Raw genomic sequence first — 22894 nt, forward strand, 5'->3', positions numbered from 1 at the left:
CAGGCCGAGGAAAAGAGACTCATGAGATACAGCTTTTGTGACAGCGCCCAGGGCCCCCTGCTGGTCGCCATCGACCAGGATGGCCTGCGCTTCGTGGAGTTCGTGCGAGGGGAACAGCCGGTGACCCCCATGGCGCAGTGGCAGCGGGACGATGCGGCCCTGGCCCCCTACCTAGAGCAGTTCGAGGCCTATTTTGCTGGCCGGCTGCGGCGCTTCACGCTGCCGCTCGCCGCCAGAGGCACCCCCTTCCAGCAGTCGGTGTGGCGCGCCCTGTGCGACATCCCCTACGGCGAGACCGTCAGCTATCTCGAGATAGCCCAGGCCATCGGCAACCCCAAGGCGGTGCGGGCCGTCGGGGCGGCCAACGGCCGCAACCCGCTCAGCATCATAGTGCCCTGCCACCGAGTGATAGGCAGCAGCGGCGCGCTGACGGGGTACGCCGGCGGCATTCCCATCAAGCGCTGGCTGCTGGCATTGGAGCAACAGACTGTCGACCACTTCACGCTGACCCCCTGACCCTTGGTTAGCCGGCGGCATCCCGTTCACAACGCTGGTTGCTGGCATTGGAGCAACAGACTGTCGACCACTTCACGCTGACTCCCTGACCCCTGGTTAGCCAGCGACATCCCGTTCACAACACTGGTTGCTGGCGCTGGAACAATAGACTGTCGACAACGTAGCGCTGACCCCCTGATTAGCCGGCGGCATCCCGTTCACAACACTGGTTGCTGGCGCTGGAACAATAGACTGTCGACAACGTAGCGCTGACCCCCTGATTAGCCGGCGGCATCCCGTTCACAACACTGGTTGCTGGCGCTGGAACAATAGACTGTCGACAACGTAGCGCTGACCCCCTGATTAGCCGGCGGCATCCCGTTCACAACACTGGTTGCTGGCACTGGAGCAAGGGAGCAGAGGCTTCGAGCTGACGCTACCGGGCGTTTAGCAAAATGAACATAGTATGAAGAATCGCCTCAGAAGGGCTTCAGACTGGGAAAGGCATGATGTACTCACACTTGGATGGCACGGCTCATCCCTCATTCAAGTGGCACCCATGTGACGCTTCCAATCTGTCTTTTCCCCGCGCCTCCTCTGAGGCGCTTTTTTTTGCCCGACAACAGCCACAAGAAAGCCCGCCGAAGCGGGCTTTGATCTGAAGGCGCTAGCCTCGAGGCCACTCAGAGGGCGAGGAACAGACCCGCGAGCGAAGCGCTCATCAGGTTTGCCAGCACCCCCGCCAGGATGGCGCGCATGCCGTAACGGGCGATGAAGGACTTGCGCTCCGGCACCATGGCCCCCAGGCCGCCGATGAGGATCGCCATGGAGGAGATGTTGGCGAAACCGCACAGGGCGAAGGTGACTATGGCCTTGCTCGACTCGTCCAGCGTCTGATCCTGCACCAGGGCGATGAAGGCGACGAACTCGTTGATGACGATCTTGGTGCCGATAAGCGCCCCGGCCGCCTGGGCCTGATCCCAGGGCACGCCGATCAGCCAGGAGACGGGGGCGAACAGCCAGCCCAGGATGATCTGGAAGCTCAGATCCAGCCCCACCAGATCACCGGCCCAGCCCAGCAGACCGTTGAGCATGGCAATCACGCCGACGAAGGCCAGCAGGGTCGCCCCCACCGCCACAGCGATATTGAGGCCGGACATGGCGCCATCGGCCGCCGCTTCGATCACGTTGGTGGCGCGGGGGATCTCCACATCCTGATGGTGATCCACCTCATCGGCACCGGGCGGCACCAGGATCTTGGCCATGGCCAGGCCGGCAGGCGCCGACATGAAGGCGGCGGCGATCAGATATTTCAGCTCGACCCCTATGCTGGCATAGCCCACCAGGGTGCCACCGGCCACTGAGGCGAGACCGCAGCTCATCACCGCGAAGAACTGGGAATCAGACATCTTGGAGAGGTAGGGTTTGACCACCAGGGGCGCCTCCACCATGCCGACGAAGATGTTGGCGGTGGCGGAGAGACTCTCGGCACGGCCGGTGCCCAGCAGCTTCTGCAGGCCGCCTCCCAGCAGGGCGATGACCCGCGGCATGATGCCGATGTGGTAGAGGATGGCGATCACCGCGGAGAAGAAGATGATGACCGGCAGCACGTTGAACGCGAAGATGAAGCCCAGCTTGAACTTGGCCAGGTCGCCGAACAGGAAGGCGATCCCCTCCTGGCCGTAGCCGATCACGCTGCTGACGCTCTCGCTGACGCCGTTGAGCACGCTCTGACCGGCAGGCAGCCAGAGCACCAGGGCGGCGAAGAGGACTTGCAGACAGAGGGCGAGACCCACTGTTCTCAACGGGATACGACGACGATTATCAGAACAGAGTGCGGCTAGTGCCAGGATACTCAAGATGCCGAGCAGGGCGATCATAGGGATTCCATCTAGTGGGACTGAAGATGGGCGCGGATTCTGCTCCCCTACCCCCATCACTGCAAGCCCACCTGGTTACAACCCTGTTAGCAAAAACGTTTGCACGATATCGGTTGCGCCAACTGGCTGATTTGGCTCGTGTTTGGTATCAGGCGAAAGTCAGTGTTCTTGTATGGAAACGATTATTCCTCCACACCGGACAATCTGCCCCCAAGCCAGGGGGCCAGCCGCTGTGCCCAATAGGGTTCGGGGCCGAAGCTCTCCTTGAGGAAGTCGATGAAGAGGCGGATCTTGGGATCCAGGTGCTCACGCCTGGCGTAGACGGCGTGCACCGCCATCTTCTGGTTCGGGCGCCACTGGGGCAGCAGGGGAATGAGCTGACCGGATTGCAGCTCCTTGTCCAGCAGGTAGTTGGCAACATAGGCGATGCCGAGCCCGGCCAGGGCGGCATCCCGCACCGCCTCCGCCAGATCCACCCTGTAGTTGCCGGCCACCTGCACCGTCTGGCGCTCCTTGCCCTGGCGAAACGACCACTCGTGGTAGCGCCGCTCCCGGCTCTGGTAGGTGATGCAGTTGTGCCTGGCCAGATCCCTGGGGTGCAGCGGGGTGCCGTGGCTCAGCAGATAGTCCGGCGAGGCCACCAGCACGAAGCCGATGTCCGCCAGCCGCTGCCCCACCAGCCCCTCGGGCTTGTCCTCGTAGGTGGTGATCCAGAGATCCAGCCCCTCATCCACCAGGTTGGTTCTGTGATCGAACAGGGAGACTTCCAGCTCCAGATCGGGGTAGCGCGCCTGGAATGCCTTGAGCCGCGGGATCACGTGCAAGCGGCCGAAAGACTGGCCCACCCCCAGGTGCAGCACGCCGCTCACCTTGCCGCGTCGCTCCGCCACCATGGAGTCCGCCTCCAGGGCCACCGCCACTAGGGCGCGGCAGTGACGGGCATACTCCTGACCGAGTTCGGTCAGGGAGAAGCGGCGGGTGGTGCGTTGCACCAGTTGGGCCCCGAGCTCGGTCTCAAGCTGGGCCAGCTGCTTGCTGATGTGGGACTTGGATACCCCGAGCCGCCGCGCGGCGGCAGAGATGCCTTGCTCGCGGACCAGGGCATCGAAGATCACCATTTGGGGAAGACGTTGCAGCACGGAATAACCAGAGTGAGTGGCGGGCCCCCATTATTCCAGAGCCGCCCGCCAGGGGGTAGGGTCAGCGTCCCAGCGCCTGGATCAGCTGCTCCTTGAGGGGATCATCGGCCGGATTCTGATTGGCGCCATAGCTGGCAATCAACTTGCCATCGCGGCCCACCAGGTATTTGTGGAAGTTCCAGTTGGGCGCATCCCCATCGGCGGCGGCCGCCAGCCCCTTGAACAGGGGCACCGCATCGGCGCCACGCACCGAGACCCGGTTGAACATGGGGAAGGTCACACCGTAATCCCGGCGGCACACCTCGGCGGTCTTGTTCTCATTGCCCGCCTCCTGCCAGAAGTCGTTGGAGGGGAACCCCAGCACCATCAAGCCCTTGTCCTTGTAGCTCTGATAGAGCGCCTCCAGATCCCGGAACTGGCCGCTGTAACCACAATAAGAAGCTGTATTGACCACCAGCACCACCTTGCCCTCGGTCAGCTGGCAGAGGTTGTGACGCTGGGTGTTGTTGAGCTCCCGCATCTCCACATTGAAGTAGTCGGGACAGGCGGCAGATGCCGCGCCAGATCCGAGCAACAGCAGCAGGGTGAACCATTTCATTGACGTGACTCCTCGGGTTTTCTCCATCATACGCGAGATCCCCGAACAAGGTTCAGGGATCAGTGCAGCGGGATCCCGGTCAACCAGCCGTGGCCCCAGAAGATGAGCAGGGCCGTGAGCGCCAGACCGGCGCCCACGCTGATCCCCGTCCCCTGCCAGGTGGCCGCTGGTCTCGGCTTGGTGCGCCAGTCCCGCACCGATATCCAGACGATGCTGACCAGCGCCCAGGCGCCCAAGCCCCCAAACAGCACCAGGGAGCGTGCCTCGCTGTTGACCGCCAGATGGGCGCAGGCCCAGAGCAGGGTGCCGAGCAGTTGGGGGTGTACCAGCCAACGGCGCAGGTGGTTGGCCCCCTGGCCGGCGCACAGCAGGATCAGCGCAACCGGCATAACCGCCATCACCAGCATGGGCCCCCAGGCGGGCGGGAAGTAGAGCGGCATAGGGCTGGCGCTGCGCCAGCCGGCGAGGATGCAGCCGATGGCGACGAACACCAGCAGCGAGAAGAGTCCCTTGTAACGGTTCTCCCCCAGCCGATCGCACATTCGGGCACGGTGCGCTGCGGCGAAGCAGGGATAGAGATGGATCAGGGTAAATAGCAGTACCCCCAGGGTCAGCAAGATCATGGGTTGCTCCTTGTACTATGGGGGATCACTATGCCGCAAAGGCCACTGGCAGAATACAAAAACCATATAAAAGACAGCAGGATAATAAAAAAGCCGATCCTGGGATCGGCAAGGTGCGTCAGAGGGTCCGCCCTCAGGCGAGCAACCACATCCGCTACACGGGGCTGGGTGTGGCCGGTGACGGGCACCGGCCAGAAGAGGGTTAACGACGCAGCAGATAGAGGGCGGCGACGTTGCGGGCCGTGAGCTGCAGGTTGGTGGTGGCGGTTGCGATCGCCTCCGGCAGGGACATGGCCCGGTTGACCACGGCGAACACGGCGTCGATGCCATGGTCATGGACCACGCCGCAATCGTCGGTGAGGCAGCCGGCGATGCCGATCACCGGTTTGCCAAACTGCTTGGCGCAGCGTGCGACACCGATTGGCGTCTTGCCGTGGATGGTCTGGCTGTCGATGCGCCCTTCCCCTGTGATGACGAGATCCGCGTCGGCTACTTCATCGGCCAGCTTCAAGGCTTCGATCACTATCTGGATGCCGGGCTTGAGCTCGGCCCCGAGCAGGCCGACCAGGGCAGCGCCCATGCCACCAGCGGCGCCCGCCCCCGGCAGTTCCTTCACCTGCTTGCCGAGGGCCTGCTCGATGCAGTCGGCGTAGTGGGCCAGATTGGCGTCCAGCTGGGCCACCATCTCGGGGGTCGCCCCCTTCTGCGGGCCGAACACGGCGGAGGCACCTTTCGGGCCGCACAGCGGGTTGTTCACATCGCAGGCCACCTCGATGACCAGCTCGCTCAGGCGGGGGTCCAGCCCGCTCAGGTCTATGGTGGCAAGCTCGGCGAGACCAGCACCGCCCAGGGCTATGGGGGTGCCATCTTCTTTCAAGAGCTTGCCGCCGAGCGCCTGGATCATGCCGGCACCACCGTCGTTGGTGGCACTGCCACCGATGCCGAGGATGAGGTGAGTGACCCCCATCTCCAGCGCGGCCAGGATCAGCTCGCCAGTGCCGAAGCTGGAGGTGAGCAGCGGATTGCGCTGCTCCGGTGCCACCAGATGGATACCGGAGGCCGCCGCCATCTCGATGACGGCACGCTTGCCATCACCCAGCAGGCCGACGAAACCCTGCACCTTGTTGCCAAGGGGCGCGGTCACCTCGACCGGCAGTATGTGACCACCTGTGGCATCCACCAGGGACTGCACAGTGCCCTCGCCGCCATCGGCCATGGGCAATTTGACATAGGTGGCATCCGGCAGCACCAGCTTGAAACCGGCCTCGATGGCATCGGCCACCGCCATGGCGCTCAGACTCTCCTTGAATGAATCGGGGGCAATAACAATTTTCATATCAATTCCTTAGGCGAGGCCAAACACGCCAAACATCAGGGTGGAGACAGTTGCAATGGTCAGACCGACCGCAGTTTCGTACGGGATAAGCTTGAGGCGCTCACCCACACCCATGTGGACGCTGCCACCGGTGGCGTGGAAGAAGGAGCCGTGGGGCATATGGTCAAATACGGTGGCACCGGCATGGATCATGGCGGCCCCCGCCAGACTGCTGATACCCAGCTCGATCAGGGTGGAGCTGAACACGTTGGAGGCCACCACAGTACCGGCCGTGGTCGAGGCGGTCGCCAGCGACATCAGGGCACCTGAGATGGGGGCCAGCAGGTAGGAGGGCAAGCCGGAGGCGGTCAGGCCGCTGATCAGCACATCCTTCAGACCCGAGTTGGCTATGATGCCCGCCAGGGTACCGGTCCCTAGCAGCATGATGGCCACCGGCGCCATGCGGGCCAGACCCGAGACGGCAAACTGATTCACCTTGCTGAACTTGCCCATCATCAGGGCGCCGACCAGGCCGCCGAGGGGCAGGGCGATGAGGGGATCCACGACTATACCGGCCACCGGGCGCAGGGCCAGCAGCAGTATGGCGACCAGGGGGGCGCTGATGGCGGCGAAGAAGCCGGGCAGCTTGCCACCGTCAAAGTTCACCACCTCGTCGGCCGCGACCTTGCTGCCCCGCTTGTTGAGGCGCTTGGCCAGCCAGTAGGCCATCACCAGACCGAACAGGCCCGGGATGATGCCGGCCGCCATCACTGAGGTGAGGGGCAGATGGAAGGCGTCGGACGCGGCTATGGCATTCGGGTTGGGGGACATGACGTTGCCCGCCTTGCCGCCCCCTATCATGGCCAGCAGTATGGCGGCCTTGGAGAGATCGGCGCGACGGGCGATGGCGAGCGCTATGGGGGCGACAGTGATGACGGCCACGTCCACGAAGACGCCGACCGCGGTCAGGATCAGGGTGGCCAGCGCCAGGGCCAGCAGGGCACGGGTCTCGCCGAGCTTGCGAACTATGGTCTCGGCTATGGTGGTGGCGGCACCCGATTCGATCAAGACGCCTGCCAGCACACCGGCCGCCAGGATCCGCATCACGGCCGTGGTGATCCCCTGGGCGCCGCCGATCATCAGGGCGACGGTCTGGGTCAGGTCGGCGCCGCCGATCAGGCCACCGGCCAGGGCACCGACTATCATGCCGTAGGCGGGCGGCACCTTCTTCAGAATGAGGAAGATGGCGATGGAGAGCGCAGCGAGAGCACCGAGCGCGGATACAGGGATCATGACGGGCACCTTGAGTGGAAGTAAGTGGTGGCCATTATGGTGATCCCCGCCCGGAATGCTTTGGCTGAAAAGCCAAAGCTTGTGCTTCAGGAGCCTTCTATTTTGTTCACATGAACAAATCAGCCGTCGAGATTGAGCCCGAGATAGAGCAGGAACTTGTCATCTAACTTGTTGAAACTTAAGCCGGTTATCTGCTCTATCCGGGTCAGTCGATAACGCAGGGTATTGGGGTGGATGAAGAGCGTTTCGGCACAGGGATGCAGATCACAATCCTGCAAGAAATATTGGCGCAGTGTCTTTTGCAGCGTTCCCTTTGCATCCTCCTTTGCCAGCTTTAGCAGGGGGGCCCGCAGCTGATCCGCCTGCCAGGAGTCCGCCAGGCTCCCGAGCAGCACCGGCAGGCGGTAATCCTCGAAGAAGTAGACCTGCTTGCGCGGTGCCTGGCTCATGCCGCGGCGCAGGGTGTCGCGGGCGGTCTGGTAGGAGCGCGCCAACCCGCCCGTCCCGGCGAAGTAATCACCCACCCCGATGCGCACCTTGAAATGGGGAATGCGGGCCAGCAGCAGCTTGATGCGGCTGCGCTCCTGCGCCGATTGCCAGACGCCGTCGCTGAGCTGGGCCGGCTTGAGCACCACTATCTCGTCCAGGCCGTTGATGGCCACCAGGTTGTCCCGCTCCGGATTTTCCAGCAAGTGCACAAGCTCCCGCAGCCGGGCGGGATCCGCCTCCTCCAGCGCCAGCACGGCGACGACGCGAGGCTGAGCCAGATCGAGATCGAGGAAGCGGGCCGCCTGCTGCAACTGATCGGCCCGCCCCTCGCCGCGGATGAGCTGCAGCACCAGCTCCTCCTTGTGGCGCTTGTCCCACTGCAACTGCTCGGTGAGCGCCGCCTGCTCCAGAATGAGCTCGGCTGTCATCCTCACCAGCTCGGCGTAAGCACGCACTTCCTCCGGATCCCCCGAGATGCCGATGACCCCGAGCAACTCCCCCTGATAGGCGATGGGCAGGTTGATGCCGGGCCTCACCCCCTTGAGCTGCTGGGCGGTCGCTTCGCTTATCTCCACCACCCGATTCTCGGTCAGCGCCAGCACGGCCCCCTCGTGACGTTGATGGAGCCGCTCCGGGTTGCCGGAGGCGATGATAAGGCCGCGCTCGTCCATCACGTTCACCGAGAACGACAGTATCTTCATCGCCCGGCTCACTATTTGACGGGCGAGGGTGTCATTGAGCTGCATTGCCTCTCCATACCATTCGTTGACAGGGCCCCCGGGTGGCCTGGATCAGGGGGACAGACCCGTTAAAGATCCCACATCATCAAGACAAGCGCGGGGGGGATCGCTAGAATAGGCCACTTTACGCTATCTGTGCCCCACCCTGGATCATGGATCCGGCGTCACGCCGCTCCGTGTTGTGGTGGCTCCACCCTTCCGATAGGGACTCCGCTATGGACTATGAATTTCGCCGCGACCCGTTCGGTGGCTATCGCGCCCGGTTCTCCATGGGCCATGAGGCCATAGGTCAGTGGCTGATCGATGAAGTTGGCAAGGATGAGGAGACCCTCGACGAGCTCTTCTCCATCATCGACCAGCTCTCCAATCGAACCCGCACGGAGTACAGGCGTCACGGCGGTGACTATTCGCTGCTGCTCACCCCTGAGGAGGCCGAGGTGAAAGCCAACGTCCTCAATATCGAGCTGGATGAGGATCTCGACGATCTCGCCTACTACGATGATGAGCAGCTGGCCATGTGCGGACTGGAAGACTTTGCCCAGGTGCTCGGCTCCTGGCGCGCCTTTATCCGCAACGAGGATATGGGCTGAATACCCACATTTCGGGCGAGCATGCCCCTTGCAACCCAACAGGATTGACTATGTCCATTTACGATTTTGATGACGAACTGCCGGAAGACGAAGAACAGGAATCCAGCCAGAAAGCCGCCGTGCCTGCCAAGAAGAAAGGCAAGCAGGTGATGAATACCCAGGTCAACCTGAGCCCGCGCGATGCCAGCCGCCTGAACGGTCTGCACGTCGAAGCCATCACCACCCTGGACGACGTCAGCCTGCCGAAGAACGTCATCTTCAAGGCCGGCCTCATCGCCCTGGGCGAGCTGGAAGCGACCAAGCGCGCCGACATCATAGCCCGCGTCATCGCCGAATCCGGCCGTTAATCTGGCTTGGGCCCCTTCATCCGGGCCACCATCTATCCCCAAAGCCGGAGCCTTTGCTCCGGCTTTTTTATTGTCCAGACCGGCCAGAACCATCGGCAAGAAGTGGCACACCAGGGCTCCGACCAGTCCATTGCGCCTTGTGCGAGAGACAGAGGCTGGTTAAGGTGCGCCCCTTGGAACCCACAAGGAGACTCAATGTTACCACTCCCTGACACCCTCATCTGGCTCGCCCTGGGACTGGCCGTGCTGCTCTGCCTTGCCCGCCAGCAGAGGAGCGGCCTGATCCTGCTGGGGGTCGCCCTGCTGACCGCCCTCTGGCTGGAACGACTCAGCCCCGTCGCCGCGCTGGTCAGCCTGGCCGGTCTCTTGCTGGCCTGGCGCACGCCAGGCCTGCCCCAACCCTGGCGTGGCGTCGCACTGACGCTGGTGCTGCTGTGGGCCATGGCCCTGACGCTGCACCTGGTGCCGGGCTTTGACAACCTCAAGGTGCTGGATCGGGTACAGGCCGGCCCCGCCAGCGTCCCCTTCACCCTCTACCTGAATCTGGACAAGCCGCTCATCTTCTTCGGCCTGCTGCTGGCCTGGCCCGCCCTGCTCGGCCCTGGCGGCACTATGCGCTGGCGACCGCTGGCCCTGCTCATACTGCCGCTGGCGGCCCTGCTGATCACCGCCTGGCAACTGGGGGCACTCAAGCCCGACGTGGGGCTGCCCCACTGGTGGTGGCTGTTCGCCTTCAACAACCTGGTGTTCACCTGCGTGGCGGAAGAGGCGCTGTTTCGCGGCTTCATCCAGCAAGGGGTGGCGAGTCGCAGCAAGCCCTGGCTCGGCCTCTTGGTCGCCAGCCTGCTGTTCGGAGCCGCGCACCTGGCCGGTGGTCCGCTGCTGGTGCTGTTTGCCGCCCTGGCGGGGGCCTGCTACGGCCTGGCATTCCAGCTCAGCGGCCGCCTGAGCGTCGCCATACTGCTGCACTTCCTGTTCAACTTCGCCCACCTGGCCCTGTTCACCTACCCGCTGGCCAGCCGCTAAATACGGAGGCAGGCTCTCGCCGGATAAAAAAATGCCCCGAACCTGTGGGTTCGGGGCATTTTCATCGCATCCGGACAGCTAGTCGACGTAGAAGGTCTGCTGGAAGGTCAGCGTCTGCTGCTGCCCCTCCCCCATGATCTTCAGGGTAAACTGGTAGGTGTCCTCGTTCCGGTAGGGCAGCACCGCCAGGTAGTAAATGGAGTCACCCTCCTTCACCTCCTGGAAGCTCAGGGTACGTATGGTGCCGGTGAGGTTCTTGGCCTCGCCGCTGATGCCCACCGCCTGAGCCACCCCTTGCTTGTTCTGCACCGCAATGTTGACGATGCCGTTGTAGCGGCTGCGCTCCAGGCCATAGGCCTTGGCCACCTCAGGGGTGAGGAAGCTGGAGTTGAAGGCGCTGTAGTGAACCTGCCAGGGGCCCAGCTCCTTCATCTGCTCGGCCCGCACCGGCAGTGTCATCAAGAGCGCCAGCAGGCAGCTCATCCAGACTGTTTTCATGATGTCATCCTTCTCCTGTTCCACTCTCCAGCAGGGCGGCGATCTCGGCGGGGATCTGCCTCGGTGCCTCTATGGCGACCGTCTTGTGCCGTCCCAGCTCCCCCCGCACTATGCGGACCTGCCCCTTGGCCACCTTGCACTGTTTGGCCAGATACTTGATCAGATGGCTGTTCGCCTGACCATCCACCGGCGGCGCCGTGATGGCCACTTTCAGTTCGTCCCCGTGCAAGCCGACGATCTGATCCCGGCTCGCCTTGGGCTGGATCATCAGGTGCAGTATCAGCGCGTCCCCTTCCAGCAGGACGGCTGGCATCAGATCATCCACCACAGCTGACCGAACAGATCCCCCAACAGATAGTTTATGGCCTGCAGCGCGATGAAGGCGACCAACACGGAGAGATCCAGGCCACCCAGCGCCGGCAGTATGCGGCGGATAGGTGCCAGGAAGGGTTCGGTGAGCTGATGCATCACGTACTCGATGGGGTTGCGACCCTGGCTGACCCAGCTCAGGATGGCGCGGATCAGCAGCACCCAGAAGATCATCGAGCCCGTCTTCTTCAGAATGGTAAGCACGGCAAACAGGCTGAGGGTCAGCCAGTCGGTCAGCAGCACGTTCATGCTCTTGAGCAGCGCCAGCTTGGCGAAGGCGATGATGAGCGCCAGCAACACCGAGGCCATATCCAGCCCGCCGAAGCCGGGGATGATGCGGCGCAGCGGGATCACCAGGGGGTTGGTCACCTTGACCACCATCTGGCTCATGGGGTTGTAGAAATCGGCGCGGGCCCACTGCAACCAGACTCGCAGCAGCACCACCATGAGGTAGAGATCAAAAATCGTGTTAATCAAAAAGTAAGCCGTGTTCATCCGGGCTCCTTGCTACAAAAGGTTCAGAAAAGGGTTTCCATCTCGGCGGCCCGGGTGACGGCCGCCTGCATGGCACGAGCGGTCAGTGGCTTCAGCCCCTGCTCCTGGAATGTCTTGACGGCCTCGGCCGTGGTGCCGCCCTTGCTGGTGACCTGCTCGCGCAGGGCCTGCAGGGAGAGCCCGGGGTTCTGCTCCACCATGGCGGCGGCGCCAAGGGCGGTCTGCTGCACCAGCAGACGGGCCTGCTCGGGAGTGAAGCCCATGGCCTCAGCCTCCTCGGCAATCACCTGCATGAACAGGAAGAAATAGGCCGGGGCACTGCCCGCCGCGGCGATGACGCCGTTGATGCCGCTCTCCTGCGCGACCCAGAGGGTCTTGCCGACGGCCTGCATCATCTGCTCGGCGAAGTCGCGATCCGCCTGCGCTATGCCGGTCGGGGCATAGAGGCCCGTCATCCCCAATCCCAGCAGGGAAGGAGTATTGGGCATGGTGCGGATGATGCGGGCATGCCCCCCCGCCATCTCCTGCAACCGCTCGACCTTGATGCCGGCGGCGATGGAGACGAGCAGCTTGCCTTCGAGGGAGCCCAGCTCGGCCACCAGCGCCTCCAGCATGGCCGCCATCAGCTGGGGTTTGACCGCCAGCACTATGACCTCGGCCTCACGGGCCGCCTCGGCGTTGTTCTGGGTGATGCGAATGCCGAACTGGTCAGCCAGCTGGTCCAGCTTGGGCCGGCTGGGGTTGGCGGCGGTGATCCGCTCGGCCGGATAACCGGCCTGGATCAGACCGGCAATGATGCTGCGGCTCATGTTTCCCGCCCCGATGAAGGCGAGGGTTCTATGTTGCATCAAACACTCCTGTTACTGACATCGCAGCGGATGCCGACCCAGCCTGTGCGGGCTGACACCGGCATCACACGCGCCTGTTTACCTGAAAAAAAGCACGGCCGGGGTGTTTCTCGCCCCGGCTCTTGCTCATGAATAGTCACGAGCCCCGAAGATGGCAGTGCCGACCCGGACCATGGTGCTGCCATGGGCGACGGCGGCCTCGAGATCCTCGGTCATGCCCATCGAGAGGGTGTCGACGCTCGGGTATTGTTGCGCAAGCTCGGTGAACAGAGCCTGCATGCGCCGCATCTGCGCGGCCAGCACCACCTCGTCGCTGGTGTGCTCCGGGATGGCCATCAGGCCACGCAGCACCAGTCGCTCGCTCTGGGCAACCAGGACGGCCAGCCGGAAAATCTCTTGCTCCGACGTACCGGATTTGCTGCTCTCTCCGCTAATATTGATTTGCAGACAGACATTTAGCGGCGCCAACCCGGCTGGACGCTGGTTGTTGAGGCGCTCGATGAGTTTGTCACGATCGACACTTTGCACCCAATCGAATCGCTCCGCCACCAGCCTGGATTTGTTCGATTGCAGCGGGCCGATAAAGTGCCACTCTATGTCTTGGCAGGCCGCCTGCTCACGCAGGGTATCTATCTTGAGCGCGGCTTCCTGGGCATAGGATTCACCAAAGCGGCGCTGACCGGCGGCATAGGCGGCCTGGATGTCTTCAAGCGGCTTGGTCTTGCTGACCGCAAGCAGCTGGATATGATCGGCGCCACGGCCAACTCGCCTGGCGGCCTGTACAATACGTTCCTTTACCTGAAGCAGGTGCTGGGCAATCTGGCTCATATTTCGTTCGTGATCTTGTGATGGGAGAATAACAAATCTATGGATATCACAGAGTTATTGGCTTTCAGTGTAAAGCATAAGGCCTCGGATCTACACCTCTCGGCCGGGGTTCCCCCGATGATCAGGGTTGATGGGGAGGTTCGCAAGATCAATTTGCCCGCCCTGGATCACCGTGAAGTACACGCCCTCATCTACGACATCATGAACGACCACCAGCGCAAGGAGCTGGAGGAGAATTTCGAGGTGGACTTCTCCTTCGAGGTGCCCGGCATGGCGCGCTTCCGGGTCAACGCCTTCCAGCAGTCGCGGGGCTCTGGCGCCGTGTTTCGTACCATACCGAGCACAGTCCTGACCCTGGAAGATCTGGGGGCGCCGGAGATGTTTCGCAAGATAGCGGAGTTTCCCCGCGGCCTGGTGCTGGTCACGGGCCCGACCGGTTCGGGCAAGTCCACCACCCTGGCGGCCATGGTCGATTACATCAACGACAACTTCCACCACCACATCCTCACCATCGAGGATCCCATCGAGTTCGTGCACGAGAACAAGCGCTGCCTGGTCAACCAGCGCGAGGTGCATCGCGACACCAAGAGTTTCGCCAACGCCCTGCGCTCGGCCCTGCGTGAAGATCCGGACATCATACTGGTGGGGGAAATGCGCGATCTGGAGACCATACGCCTGGCCATGACGGCGGCGGAGACGGGCCATCTGGTGTTCGGCACCCTGCACACCTCGTCGGCAGCCAAGACCATAGACAGGATCATCGACGTCTTCCCCGGCTCGGAGAAGGACATGGTGAGATCCATGCTCTCCGAGTCCCTGCGGGCTGTCATCTCCCAGACCCTGCTCAAGCGTATCGGCGGCGGCCGGGTGGCGGCCCACGAGATCATGCTGGGAATCCCGGCGGTGCGAAACCTGATCCGGGAAGACAAGGTCGCCCAGCTCTACTCCATCATCCAGACCGGGATGACCCACGGCATGCAGACCATGGATCAGAGCCTCAAGCAGCTGGTCAACCGGGGCGTGGTTGCCGCCCTGGACGCCAAGGCCAAGGCGGCCGATCCCAACAGCATTTAAGACGCTTTCACACCCAAGGAGTCGCTATGAACATGGATGTTCTGCTCGCTGCACTGGTTGAACAAAAGGGCTCGGATCTCTTCATCACGGTCGATGCCCCTCCCACCCTCAAGGTCAACGGGCGTCTGGCGCCACTCGGGGGGAGCCCGCTGGACAAGCAGGGGGCACTGGCGCTGGTCAGGGAGAGCCTGGACGAGGCGCACTTCGAGCGCTACCTGCACACCCGGGAGGCCAACTACGCCATTCACCGCGAGGGGCTGGGGCGATTTCGGGTCAGCGCCTTCTGGCAGCAGGATCTGCCGGGCATGGTGCTGCGCCGCATCGAGACCCGCATTCCCACCTTCGAGGAACTGACGCTGCCCCTCATACTCCAGGAGGTCGCCATGGCCAAGCGCGGCCTGGTGCTGTTCGTCGGCGCCACAGGGGCCGGCAAGTCCACCACCCAGGCGGCCATGATAGGCTACCGCAACCAGCACGGCGACGGCCACATACTGACGGTGGAGGATCCGGTGGAGTTCGTCCACCAGCATGGGCGCTGCCTGGTGACCCAGCGGGAGGTGGGGATAGACACCGAATCATTCAACGTGGCCCTCAAGAATTCCATGCGCCAGGCGCCGGACGTCATCCTCATAGGCGAGATCCGCACCCAGGAGACCATGGAGCTGGCCATCCAGTTTGCCGAGACGGGCCACCTCTGTCTCGCCACCCTGCACGCCAACAATGCCAACCAGGCGCTGGATCGCATCCTCCATCTGGTGCCGCAGGAGAAGCATCGCCAGTTCCTGTTCGATCTCTCCTTCAACCTGCGCGCCATAGTCGCACAGCAACTGCTGCCCTCCCTTCACGGGCAGCGCCGTGTCGCCGCCTTCGAGATACTGCTCAACACCCCGCTCATCACCGACATAGTCCGCAAGGGAGAGGTGCACAGGCTCAAGGAGGTGATGACCAAATCCGGCGAACTCGGCATGCAGACCTTCGATCAGGCGCTGTTCGCCCTGTTCTGCGCCGGCCAAATTGGCTACAGTGAGGCCCTTGCCCATGCCGACTCCGCCAACGACCTGCGACTGCTGATCAAGCTGTCGGGTCGCGAGCAGCTGGGTGCAGGCACACTCGACAACGTGACCCTGGATGAATGAGGGGCGTGCGTCACCGCTAGTAAAGGACAGTTATGCTGATTGTGGTTTCCCCGGCCAAGACGCTGGATTACGAGTCGCCGCTGGTGACCTCCCGTTTCACCCTGCCCGAGCTGCTGGATCACTCCGCCCGGCTGATCCACAGGGCCAGGCAGCTGGCCCCGGATCAGATCGCCAGCCTGATGAAGATCAGCGACAAGCTGGCGGGACTCAACGCCGCCCGTTTTGCCCAGTGGCAGCCGGATTTCACCCCGAGCAATGCCCGCCAGGCGCTGCTGGCCTTCAAGGGTGACGTCTACACCGGACTGGCCGTTGAGGATTTCAGCGAGGCCGACCTCGACTTTGCCCAGGCACACCTGCGCATGTTGTCCGGCCTCTACGGGGTGTTGCGACCGCTGGATCTGATGATGCCCTACCGGCTGGAGATGGGGATACGCCTCGACAACGAGCGCGGCAAGGATCTCTATCAGTTCTGGGGTGACATCATCACAGAGCACCTGAACAAGGTGCTGGCCGCACAGGGCAGCGAGGTGCTGATCAATCTGGCGTCTGACGAATACTTCAAGTCGGTTCGCCCGGGCGCCCTGAAGGGCCGCATAGTGACTCCGGTGTTCAAGGACGAGAAGAATGGCCAGTTCAAGATCATCAGCTTCTACGCCAAGAAGGCCCGCGGCATGATGGCCCGCCACATCATCAAGCACAGGCTGACCGAGGTGACCCAGCTGACCGGGTTCAATGAGGCTGGCTACTATTTCGTGCCAGAAGAATCCGACGATCGCACCCTGATGTTCAAGCGCGCTGAAAATTAATTACAAATGGAGGGAACCAAGTTCGGGATCCCCGGGTCTGAACCTATGAATCCTCTGTTGTAAGCACTTTTTGTTGGCCGACGTTCATGCGTCGGCTTTTTTCTGCGCGCTGATCTCCACAGGCCCGGGTGACAGGCAGCAAAACGGCCATCCGAGGATGGCCGTTGCAGCGTCAATGGGGCATTACTTCTTTTTCTTCTTGGCGCTCTTTTTCTTGCCATCCTTCGGCTTTTTCTTCTTCACCGGCACCCGCGCCTCCTTGTGTCGCGGGCGCAGCTCATCGATCACCCGGCGCTTGAGGCGCTCCTCGGTGTAGCGCTCTATCTTGGCCACCATGGCCATGTCGTGGGCTTCTACCAGGCTGATGGCGCAGCCACGGTTGCCGGCGCGACCGGTACGGCCGATACGGTGGACGTAGACGTCGGTGCCGTAGGGCATGTCGTAGTTGATGACGTGGCTGACGTTGGGCAGGTCGATGCCCCGGGCGGCTACATCGGTGGCGATGAGGAAGGGCACCTCCCCTTCATGGAACTTGCGGATCGACTCGACTCGCTTGCTCTGCTCCATCTCGCCACGGATCCAGGCACAGGAGACACCGGCCGCCTGCAACTGGCCGGAGAGCTCCGCCAGCCGCTCGCGGGTCTTGACGAAGACGATGGCCTTCTGGGTCTGGGGATCCTTCAGAATGTGGATCAGCAGCGCCAGCTTGTGGGCGGCGTCATCGGCCAGGTGCACCCACTGGGTGATGGGGCGGCGCTCGCTGCGGGGCGGCTCGGCATGCAGTTCCACCGGATCTTTGAGGATCTCGCTCGCGAACTTCTCGAGACCGGCCCCTTCCAGGGTGGCGGAGAACAACATGGTGTGCTTGCGGTAGCGCGCCTCGGCCACGATCCGGTTCACATCCTTGATGAAGCCCATGTCCAGCATGCGGTCCGCTTCATCCAGCACCAGCACCTCGATGTCGTGGCTCTCGAACTCTTCCTTTTCTATGTACTCCAGCAGGCGACCCGGGGTGGCCACGACTATGTCGGTGGTCTTGGTCAGGGCAGGCAGCTGCTCTTCATGGCTGACGCCGCCGATGATGGTCTCGATGCTGAGGTGGGTATGCACCGCCAGCGCCCTGGCATGGGCACTGACCTGCAGCGCCAGCTCGCGGGTCGGAGTCAGGATCAGCATGCGGCACGGGCCCGGCTTGCGACGCGGGAAGTCCAGCAGGTGCTGCATGGCGGGCAGCAGGAAGGCGGCTGTCTTGCCGGTACCGGTCGGAGCTGATGCCAGAATATCGCGGCCGTCCAGGGCTGGCTCCAGCACCATCTGCTGAATGGTGGTGGGGCGGGTGAAACCCATCTCGGCCAAGGCCCGGTTGAGGGCTGGATTCAGGTCGAAATCATCAAAGGACTGGCTCATGGCAATACTCGGTCATTAAGGAAGCGGCAGATTATAGGCGATTATGCCGCCGGCTCCTATGGCGACTGTGGCTTAGCCGCTATAATCGCCGACCATTTTCGCCATGGCAGACGAGCAACGAGGGTCAGATGGGACGTAGCAGCGGTTTTACCTTCAAACAATTTCACATCGACCATGACCGCTGTGCCATGAAGGTGGGCACCGACGGCATCCTGCTGGGGGCCTGGGCGCCAGTCGAACAGGCGCACCGGGTACTCGATATCGGCACCGGCAGCGGCCTGATCGCCCTGATGCTGGCACAGCGCAGCACGAACGACTGCCGGATCGACGGGGTGGAGCTGGATAAGGATGCAGCGGACCAGGCCAGGGATAACGTGGCGGCCTCCCCCTGGGCCACCCGGGTCAGCATCATAGAGAGCGCCATTCAGGATTATCAGGCGGCTCCTTACGATCTCATCGTCTCCAACCCTCCCTATTTCTTGGCAGGTCAGGTATTTAGCGATCCGGCCAGGGCGCTAGCCCGTCACACTGGCGCGCTCGATCCCCATGCGCTGCTGGCGGCAAGCCGTCGTCTGCTGAGTCAGAATGGACGGCTGGCGCTGGTGCTGCCCACCGCCATGGCAGATGAAATTTTATGCATCTCGGCAGATTATGATCTGTACAGCCTTTGTTATACAGCTGTTATCACCAGGGAGGGGAAAGAGGCAAATCGCGTTTTATTGCTACTTGGCAGAGGATTAAGCAGGTGTGAGCAGGGTGAAATTGTGATCCATTCTACTGCCGGAGGCTATTCCGACAGATACATCCAACTAACCCACCCCTTCTATTTGAAGATGTAAATTTCGCCTTGAACTATTTTTTCACATCATTATGCTGACTAGCAAACGAGCGCCCGCTCAAGACCAGCTCAAACCACTGGTGGCGATGAAAAAAGCAGCGGGGCTCTTTTTTTTACCCCTGAACAACGCCGGTCACTGACCAATAAAAAACTATAACAAGCAATAGTTTACAAGACAGACGAGGTTGAACTTGACGAAATCACTCACATTGTCCGATGTACTCGGATTGGGCTTCATGACCTTCGCCTTCTATCTGGGCGCAGGCAACATCATCTTCCCGCCCCTGGCCGGTTACATGGCGGGTGAGCACCTCTCCCTGGCCATGCTGGGCTTCCTGGTGACCGCCGTGGGCCTGCCCCTCATCACCATTCTCGCCGTCGCCAAGGCCGGTAACGGCTGGGCCGGCATGACCAAGTTGCTGCCCACAGGCGTTGCCACCGCGCTGGCCGTCGCCATCTACATCATCATAGGCCCGGCCTTTGCCGCTCCCCGTACCGGCCTGGTGGCCTACGAGATGGGTCTCAAGCCCTTCCTCGGCGACATGGGTCAATCCGGTCTGGCCGCTTACACTGTGGTCTTCTTCGGTATCGCCATCCTGGTCTCCCTCAATCAGGGCAAGCTGATGGATGCCATCGGCAAATACCTGACCCCCGTGCTGATGCTGCTGCTGCTGACCCTGGCCGTCGGCGTCTTCGTCGCCCCCCAGGGCACCATGCCCGCCGCGTCCGGCGACTATCAGCACAGCCCCCTGGTGAAAGGGATCCTGGAAGGCTACAACACCATGGATACCCTGGCGTCCCTGATGTTTGGCGCCCTGATCGTCGATCTGCTGCGCAAGAAAGGCATTCACGACTATCAGAGCCAGTTCAAGTACCTGGCCATCGCCGGCATCATCTCCGCCATCGGCCTGTCCGTGGTCTATGTCTCCCTGTTCCAGCTGGGTAACACTGCGGCCGGTGTCGCCACCGACGTCAGCAATGGCGGCGCCATCGTCAACGCCTACGTGCTGAGCCTGTTCGGTCAGCCGGGTCAGTTCATCCTGGCAGCCATCATCACCCTGGCCTGTTTCACCACGGCCGTGGGCCTGATCTCCGCCTGCTCCGACTTCTTCCACAATCTCACCGGCGTGAGCTACCAGAAGCTGGTGGTACTGCTGGGTGTCGTCTGTGCCGTGGTGGCCAACGTCGGCCTGAGCCAGCTCATCAGCCTCTCCATCCCGGTGCTGGTCGCCATCTATCCGGTGGCCGTGGCCCTGGTGCTGGTCACCTTCCTGAAGGGTTACTTCGGGCGTCCCCGCCTGGTGTTCCGCTCCGTGCTGCTGGTTGCCTTCCTGTTCGGCTGCCTGGACGGTCTGGGTGCCGCCGGCATGAAGATGGATGCGTTCGCCTTCCTGCCGCTGTTCGACAAGGGCCTGGCCTGGTTGCTGCCTACCCTGCTGGCCTGCGGCCTGGGCACCCTGGTGCGCGGTGGTGACAAGCTGGCCGCCGAAGCCGCCTGATCCTCATCCCCAACGACATAAAAAAGAGGCCAGCTTTCGCTGGCCTCTTTCATTTTTGCAACGGGTGCATGGCAAATCGGGTTTGTGCTCAGAGCACGGAGGCCGGCTTGGGTTTGCCGGCCAGGCCGTACCAGTGGCTCTCGACCTGGCCGGCATGCCAGCGCAGGCTGCCCCAGGGCTGCTCACTCTGCCAGCGCGGGAAGTTGATCTGCACACTGTTGTCTTCGTACTTGTAGAGGGAAGTGCTGATCTGGATATCCGACAGGATAAGCAGCAGCACCCCACAGATGACAGTCCATTTCAGCATCGTCCACATGGCGGTTACTCGAAGCAGATCTCTATGGTGGCACGGCCGTATTCGGAATCGAACGGCATCATGATCTTGGCACCGTCAGCCCTGTGGGTGATGGTGTGATTGGGGCCGGAGACTATGATGGGGGTCGCCATGTCGAACTCATAGCCCTTCTCCCCCAGCATGCGCTTGGCGCCGCCGGTCACCATGTTGGTGATCTCGCCCACCATGTCGGTCACCTCTTCGTTGATGGTGGCCGGTGCCTCCCCCAGCATGCGGCGCATGATCTCCAGCGCCAGCCCCTTCTCGAAGCTGATGGAGAGCGAGCCCCGGGTCTGCGGACCCACCATGCCGATGAGGCCGGAGACATCCCCCCGCGCCAGCTCGTCCGTCTTGCGCTTGGGCGCGCCGGGTTTGAGCTCCAGCTGTGCCATGGTAGAGAGCACATTGAGCAGGGAGAGCAGGAACGGGTTTACAAAATCAGCCTTCATCTTCACTTCCTAGGGTGTCAGAGCAACGAGCACATTGACCATGGGCCTCTATGGTCTTGTTGGTAATAGTAAAACCATGCTGGTGAGCCTGCTCGGAAAAGGCGCTGTCGATGGCCGGATCGTGCAGCTCCACCACCTCCTTGCAGCGATCGCAGATCAGCAGCTGCATGGGGTGGGCATGGTCAAAGTGGCAGCAGAAGATGAAGGCGTTGAGCGACTCCACCTTGTGGGCGAACCCCTGCTCGAGCAGAAAGTCGAGCGCCCGGTAGACGGTGGGGGGTTTGGCATGTGCCTCGGTCTGCTGCAACTGGGCCAGCAGATCGTAGGCGCTGATGGCATTGCCATGGGCGGCAAGCAGCCGGAACACCTGGCGCCGGGTCGGGGTGAAACGGATCCCCCGCTGGTCGCAGAGACGTTCCGCTCGTTGTAGAAGTAGGTCTTGATTCATGATCACGCAGATACCCTGTCAATTAGCCGGATACTATCACAGGGCCCCCTGTGCGCGGCGACAAAATTCATTTTCTGAGGCCGTCTCACCTTGTGGTAGAATCCTGCCCCTTATTTTGCCAACCCGGATGATTTTTATGCAGGCGCAGCGCTTCTCCATCGCCCCCATGCTGGACTGGACCGATCGGCATTGCCGTTATTTCCACCGTCTGATGACCCGCCAGACACTGCTCTATACCGAGATGGTGACCACGGGCGCCATCATCCATGGCAAAGGGGACTATCTGGGTTACAGCGAGCAGGAACATCCCCTCGCCCTGCAGCTGGGTGGCAGCAATCCGGCGGACCTGGCCCGTTGTGCCAGGCTGGCCGAGGAGCGCGGCTATGACGAGATCAACCTCAACGTGGGTTGCCCCTCCGATCGCGTCCAGAACGGTCGTTTCGGCGCCTGTCTGATGGGGGAGCCCGCCCTGGTGGCCGACTGCGTCAAGGCGATGCGCGATGTGGTGGGCATTCCGGTGACAGTGAAGACCCGCATCGGCATCGATGATCAGGACTCCTACGAGTTCTTGCAGGCCTTCATCGAGCAGGTGCGCGATGCCGGCTGCGAGACCTTCATCGTCCACGCCCGCAAGGCCTGGCTGAGCGGCCTGAGCCCGAAAGAGAACCGCGAGATCCCGCCGCTGGACTACCCGCGCGTCTATAGGGTCAAGCAGGACTATCCCGAGCTGACCATAGCCCTCAACGGCGGGGTCAACTCCCTCGAGCAGACCCTGGAGCACCTGCTGCAGGTGGACGGGGTCATGATGGGGCGCGAGGCGTACCAGAACCCCTATATCCTGGCCGAGGTCGACAGTCGGGTATTCGGTCTGGGGGGCGAGGTGCCGAGCCGCCACGAAGTGGTGCACATGATGCTGCCCTACATGGAACAGGAGCTGGCCAAGGGCAACTACCTCTCCCACATGACCCGTCATATGCTGGGCCTGTTCCAGAACATGCAGGGGGCCCGCGCCTGGCGCCGCCACCTGAGCGAGAACGCCTGCAAACCCGGAGCCGGCATCCAGGTGGTACTGGATGCCATGGCCAAGGTGCCCGAGTTCGCCCCGGCCGAATCGGTGGAGTAAACATGTATCGCTTCACCGGTTCCTGGCTGCACAAGGCGCTGGTTCGCCTCTGTGCCGGCATACTGGCCATCCTCGGCATCAAGCTCAGCGCCTTCTACCTGCTCGGGCTCCTGATAGTGCTCGGTCTGCACAGGGAGCAGTTGCTCGGCTGACCCCGTCGGCCCTCAGGCAAGAAAAAGCCGGAACAGCGATGTTCCGGCTTTTTTA

27 protein-coding genes are annotated in these 22894 nt (G+C 62.4%); 11 read left to right on the forward strand and 16 right to left on the reverse strand.

All coding sequences use genetic code 11. The annotated features are described in order from the left end of the window. Positions 1-21 precede the first annotated feature (21 nt). Positions 22-516, forward strand: coding sequence for a methylated-DNA--[protein]-cysteine S-methyltransferase (locus ACFWHB_RS18465; protein ID WP_368169208.1), 495 nt, complete (start codon positions 22-24; stop codon positions 514-516). A gap of 662 nt (positions 517-1178) precedes the next feature. On the opposite strand, the gene ACFWHB_RS18470 is transcribed toward ACFWHB_RS18465, so the two are convergent. From ACFWHB_RS18470 to ACFWHB_RS18500, 7 genes are all read right to left on the reverse strand, one after another. Next, positions 1179-2375 (reverse strand): NupC/NupG family nucleoside CNT transporter, encoded by a 1197-nt coding sequence (locus ACFWHB_RS18470; RefSeq protein ID WP_111912147.1) that lies wholly within the window; start codon positions 2373-2375, stop codon positions 1179-1181. A gap of 182 nt (positions 2376-2557) precedes the next feature. Then, the gene (locus ACFWHB_RS18475; protein WP_041204171.1) at positions 2558-3493 is read right to left on the reverse strand and encodes a LysR family transcriptional regulator; all 936 of its coding nucleotides are present in this window, start codon (positions 3491-3493) and stop codon (positions 2558-2560) included. Between the two features lie 82 nt (positions 3494-3575). Next, positions 3576-4112 carry a glutathione peroxidase gene (locus tag ACFWHB_RS18480; RefSeq protein WP_025325677.1) on the reverse strand — a complete coding sequence of 179 codons (537 nt, stop codon included), beginning with the start codon at positions 4110-4112 and terminating at the stop codon, positions 3576-3578. A 59-nt stretch (positions 4113-4171) separates the two neighbouring features. After that, entirely contained in the window at positions 4172-4735 is a 564-nt protein-coding gene (locus tag ACFWHB_RS18485; protein WP_106885010.1) for an NnrU family protein, read from the reverse strand. Positions 4736-4937: 202 nt separating this feature from the next. Further along, a complete protein-coding gene (locus tag ACFWHB_RS18490; protein ID WP_163135611.1) occupies positions 4938-6071 on the reverse strand; it encodes a glycerate kinase in 1134 nt (377 codons plus the stop codon). A 9-nt stretch (positions 6072-6080) separates the two neighbouring features. Further along, entirely contained in the window at positions 6081-7343 is a 1263-nt protein-coding gene (locus tag ACFWHB_RS18495) for a GntP family permease (protein WP_025325674.1), read from the reverse strand. A gap of 119 nt (positions 7344-7462) precedes the next feature. After that, positions 7463-8578 (reverse strand): sugar diacid recognition domain-containing protein, encoded by a 1116-nt coding sequence (locus tag ACFWHB_RS18500; RefSeq protein ID WP_395949014.1) that lies wholly within the window; start codon positions 8576-8578, stop codon positions 7463-7465. Positions 8579-8787: 209 nt separating this feature from the next. Between ACFWHB_RS18500 and ACFWHB_RS18505 the strand changes: the two genes are divergently transcribed. The 3 genes from ACFWHB_RS18505 (at position 8788) to ACFWHB_RS18515 (ending at position 10535) form a co-directional block, all read left to right on the forward strand. Then, a complete protein-coding gene (locus tag ACFWHB_RS18505) occupies positions 8788-9162 on the forward strand; it encodes a YacL family protein (protein WP_025325672.1) in 375 nt (124 codons plus the stop codon). Positions 9163-9212: 50 nt separating this feature from the next. Then, complete coding sequence (locus ACFWHB_RS18510; protein ID WP_005332293.1) at positions 9213-9509, forward strand: hypothetical protein; 297 nt, start codon at positions 9213-9215, stop codon at positions 9507-9509. Positions 9510-9704: 195 nt separating this feature from the next. Beyond that, positions 9705-10535, forward strand: a complete 831-nt coding sequence (locus ACFWHB_RS18515; RefSeq protein WP_395949015.1) for a CPBP family intramembrane glutamic endopeptidase — start codon at positions 9705-9707, stop codon at positions 10533-10535. Between the two features lie 78 nt (positions 10536-10613). Here ACFWHB_RS18515 and ACFWHB_RS18520 read toward each other — a convergent pair whose 3' ends face one another. The 5 genes from ACFWHB_RS18520 to ACFWHB_RS18540 form a co-directional block, all read right to left on the reverse strand. Then, entirely contained in the window at positions 10614-11033 is a 420-nt protein-coding gene (locus tag ACFWHB_RS18520; protein WP_025325669.1) for a DUF4426 domain-containing protein, read from the reverse strand. Between the two features lie 4 nt (positions 11034-11037). Further along, the gene (yggU, locus tag ACFWHB_RS18525) at positions 11038-11346 is read right to left on the reverse strand and encodes a DUF167 family protein YggU (protein WP_111912133.1); all 309 of its coding nucleotides are present in this window, start codon (positions 11344-11346) and stop codon (positions 11038-11040) included. After that, entirely contained in the window at positions 11346-11897 is a 552-nt protein-coding gene (locus tag ACFWHB_RS18530; RefSeq protein ID WP_025325667.1) for a YggT family protein, read from the reverse strand. The genes yggU and ACFWHB_RS18530 overlap by 1 nt, the downstream gene beginning before the upstream one ends. A 23-nt stretch (positions 11898-11920) precedes the next feature. After that, a complete protein-coding gene (gene proC / locus ACFWHB_RS18535; protein ID WP_395949016.1) occupies positions 11921-12745 on the reverse strand; it encodes a pyrroline-5-carboxylate reductase in 825 nt (274 codons plus the stop codon). Between the two features lie 126 nt (positions 12746-12871). Further along, positions 12872-13573, reverse strand: coding sequence for a YggS family pyridoxal phosphate-dependent enzyme (locus ACFWHB_RS18540; RefSeq protein WP_395949017.1), 702 nt, complete (start codon positions 13571-13573; stop codon positions 12872-12874). 39 nt (positions 13574-13612) lie between these two features. On the opposite strand from ACFWHB_RS18540, the gene tapT reads away from it, so the two are divergent. From tapT to yaaA, 3 genes are read left to right on the forward strand one after another with little or no spacing between them, the layout of a single operon-like run. Then, entirely contained in the window at positions 13613-14647 is a 1035-nt protein-coding gene (tapT, locus tag ACFWHB_RS18545; RefSeq protein ID WP_111912129.1) for a type IVa pilus ATPase TapT, read from the forward strand. A 26-nt stretch (positions 14648-14673) separates the two neighbouring features. Then, positions 14674-15783, forward strand: a complete 1110-nt coding sequence (locus ACFWHB_RS18550) for a PilT/PilU family type 4a pilus ATPase (RefSeq protein ID WP_395949018.1) — start codon at positions 14674-14676, stop codon at positions 15781-15783. 32 nt (positions 15784-15815) lie between these two features. Then, positions 15816-16589, forward strand: a complete 774-nt coding sequence (yaaA, locus tag ACFWHB_RS18555; protein WP_262113416.1) for a peroxide stress protein YaaA — start codon at positions 15816-15818, stop codon at positions 16587-16589. 183 nt (positions 16590-16772) lie between these two features. On the opposite strand, the gene srmB is transcribed toward yaaA, so the two are convergent. Then, positions 16773-17996 (reverse strand): ATP-dependent RNA helicase SrmB, encoded by a 1224-nt coding sequence (srmB, locus tag ACFWHB_RS18560; protein ID WP_106885020.1) that lies wholly within the window; start codon positions 17994-17996, stop codon positions 16773-16775. 128 nt (positions 17997-18124) lie between these two features. Here srmB and ACFWHB_RS18565 point away from each other — a divergent pair, with 128 nt between their 5' ends. Both ACFWHB_RS18565 and brnQ read left to right on the forward strand, forming a co-directional pair. Beyond that, on the forward strand, positions 18125-18835 hold the full coding sequence (locus tag ACFWHB_RS18565) for a tRNA1(Val) (adenine(37)-N6)-methyltransferase (protein ID WP_395949019.1): 711 nt from the start codon (positions 18125-18127) through the stop codon (positions 18833-18835). Between the two features lie 235 nt (positions 18836-19070). After that, positions 19071-20333 (forward strand): branched-chain amino acid transport system II carrier protein, encoded by a 1263-nt coding sequence (brnQ, locus tag ACFWHB_RS18570; protein WP_234569036.1) that lies wholly within the window; start codon positions 19071-19073, stop codon positions 20331-20333. An 88-nt stretch (positions 20334-20421) separates the two neighbouring features. Here the strand turns inward: brnQ and ACFWHB_RS18575 are convergent, their stop codons facing one another. The 3 genes from ACFWHB_RS18575 to zur are packed head-to-tail and all read right to left on the reverse strand — an operon-like array spanning position 20422 to position 21564. Then, complete coding sequence (locus ACFWHB_RS18575) at positions 20422-20649, reverse strand: hypothetical protein (protein ID WP_163135628.1); 228 nt, start codon at positions 20647-20649, stop codon at positions 20422-20424. Between the two features lie 5 nt (positions 20650-20654). After that, positions 20655-21116, reverse strand: coding sequence for a chemotaxis protein CheX (locus ACFWHB_RS18580; protein ID WP_025325657.1), 462 nt, complete (start codon positions 21114-21116; stop codon positions 20655-20657). Further along, positions 21106-21564 (reverse strand): zinc uptake transcriptional repressor Zur, encoded by a 459-nt coding sequence (gene zur, locus ACFWHB_RS18585; RefSeq protein ID WP_025325656.1) that lies wholly within the window; start codon positions 21562-21564, stop codon positions 21106-21108. Before zur ends, ACFWHB_RS18580 begins: the two co-directional genes overlap by 11 nt. 136 nt (positions 21565-21700) lie before the next feature. Between zur and dusA the strand changes: the two genes are divergently transcribed. Further along, the gene (gene dusA / locus ACFWHB_RS18590; RefSeq protein WP_395949020.1) at positions 21701-22687 is read left to right on the forward strand and encodes a tRNA dihydrouridine(20/20a) synthase DusA; all 987 of its coding nucleotides are present in this window, start codon (positions 21701-21703) and stop codon (positions 22685-22687) included. 2 nt (positions 22688-22689) lie between these two features. After that, positions 22690-22839, forward strand: a complete 150-nt coding sequence (locus tag ACFWHB_RS18595; RefSeq protein WP_289986391.1) for a hypothetical protein — start codon at positions 22690-22692, stop codon at positions 22837-22839. The last annotated feature ends 55 nt before the right edge of the window (positions 22840-22894 follow it).

Origin of the sequence: Aeromonas mytilicola subsp. aquatica (genome assembly GCF_044336385.1) — a bacterium.
Classification (GTDB): Bacteria; Pseudomonadota; Gammaproteobacteria; order Enterobacterales; family Aeromonadaceae; genus Aeromonas; species Aeromonas rivipollensis.